Below are 2,025 nucleotides of genomic sequence, written 5' to 3' on the forward strand. Positions count from 1 at the left end.
GAGCGCCCGTGTCGTCCCCACCCGTGTCGCCGCCGTTCGTGCGTGCCGTGCCCGCTGTGTCATCTGTCGCGCTCCGTTGTCCCAACCTGGCCCGGACGGTGCCTCGCATCCGGTCGTTCCGTGTTGCGGCGTCAGACGCGGGCGGGCAAGTGCGCGGTGCGCAGGTCAGTGCCGGAAATGGCGCATCCCGGTGAACACCATGGCGATGCCGGCCGCGTCGGCGGCGGCGATCACCTCGTCGTCACGGATCGAGCCGCCCGGCTGGATCACCGCCGTCGCTCCGGCGGCCACGATGGTCTCAAGCCCGTCGGCGAAGGGGAAGAAGGCGTCCGACGCGGCAACGCTGCCGTGGGTCAGCGCCTGGGTCTGACCCGCCGCGCGGGCGGCCTCCCCGCTTTTGGATGCGGCAATGCGGGCGGAGTCGACGCGGCTCATCTGGCCGGCGCCGATGCCCACCGTGGCACCGTCGCGCACATAGACGATCGCGTTGGATTTCACGTGCTTGGCCACACGGAACGAGAACAGCAGATCAGCCAGTTCACGCTCGGTCGGTGCGCGCTTGGTCACGACCTTCAGGTCTGCGGCGGCAACGCGCCCGTTATCGCGCGTCTGGGCGAGGAACCCGCCGGCGACGGACCGCACGACCACCCCGCCCTCGGCCGGGTCGGGCAGGGCGCCCGTCAGCAGCAGGCGCAGATTTTTCTTCTTCGCCAGCACGGCTCTGGCGCCATCGGTCGCATCGGGGGCAACGATCACCTCGGTGAAGATGGCGGCGATCCTGGCCGCCGCGTCTTCGTCGAGCGTCCGGTTCAGGGCGACGATCCCGCCGAAAGCCGAGACCGGGTCGCACCGCAGCGCCAGATCCCACGCGGCCGACAGCGTCTCGGCACTGGCGACACCGCACGGATTGGCATGCTTGACGATGACGACGGACGGGCGATCGAACTCGGCCACGGCCTCGAACGCGGCATCCGTGTCGTTCAGATTGTTGTACGACAGCGCCTTGCCCTGCACCTGTCGCGCGGTGGCGACGCCCGGCCGCGTGGTGCCGTCGGCGTAGAAGGCGGCCTGCTGGTGAGGGTTTTCGCCATAACGCAGGCTCTCGCGGCGGAGGCCGGCAACCGACAGGCGCTCCGGCAGGACATCGTCACGTTGGCCCGCGAACCAGGCCGCGATCGCGGCGTCATAGGCGGCCGTGCGGGCATACGCGGCACCGGCGAGGGTACGGCGGGTCTGCAGCGTCGTGCCCTTGTCGGCCGACAGGTTCTCGATGATGGCGGCGTACTGTGCCGGATCGGTCAGGATCACGACATGGTCGTGGTTCTTCGCCGCGGCGCGGATCAGGGCCGGTCCGCCGATGTCGATGTTTTCGATGCAGTCATCCGCGCCTGCGCCCGACGCCACGGTGGCTTCGAACGGATAGAGGTTGACCGCGACCAGATCGATCGGCGCGATCGAATGTTCCTCCATCTGGGCCACATGCGCCGGCAGGTCGCGGCGGGCCAGGATACCGCCGTGAATCTGCGGCACCAATGTCTTGACGCGGCCGTCCATGATCTCGGGGAAACCCGTGTGGTCGGAGACGTCCGTGACAGGCAGCCCGGCCTCCCGGATCGCCTTGGCCGATCCCCCGGTGGACAGGATTTCCGCCCCGGCCGCGACCAGTGCGTGTGCCAGATCAAGCAACCCTGCCTTGTCGGAGACGGAGATCAGGGCGCGGCGCACCGGCACGATCGACGAGGAGGTGGCGGAGGTCATGATGGCGGGTTTCCCGGCTGCGAGGGGTGGGGACAGGCCGCGTTCCATAGTCCATCGGGCGCGTGCGGGGCAAGGTATGGCGGCGTGGCGGGACGCTCAGCGCGACGGGTCGTCCAGAAACGCCCGCACTGTGGCCTCGAACGCCGGGGCCGCGGGCAGCGCCTGTCCGTTCAGCGACGCGACGGTCCGCACCGACAGGGCATTGACGAGCAACACCGCGCACCCCCCGTCGCGCAGAAGATCGTGCGGGGTGATCCGCCCCTCGCG

Annotated in this window: 1 protein-coding gene; it reads right to left on the reverse strand. The window is 69.7% G+C overall.

The window, feature by feature from the left end:
* Positions 1–165: 165 nt before the first annotated feature.
* Complete coding sequence (gene purH / locus HUK82_RS16165) at positions 166–1,758, reverse strand: bifunctional phosphoribosylaminoimidazolecarboxamide formyltransferase/IMP cyclohydrolase (RefSeq protein WP_176614901.1); 1,593 nt, start codon at positions 1,756–1,758, stop codon at positions 166–168.
* Positions 1,759–2,025: the final 267 nt, after the last annotated feature.

This window comes from Ameyamaea chiangmaiensis (assembly GCF_013376175.1).
Classification (GTDB): Bacteria; Pseudomonadota; Alphaproteobacteria; order Acetobacterales; family Acetobacteraceae; genus Ameyamaea; species Ameyamaea chiangmaiensis.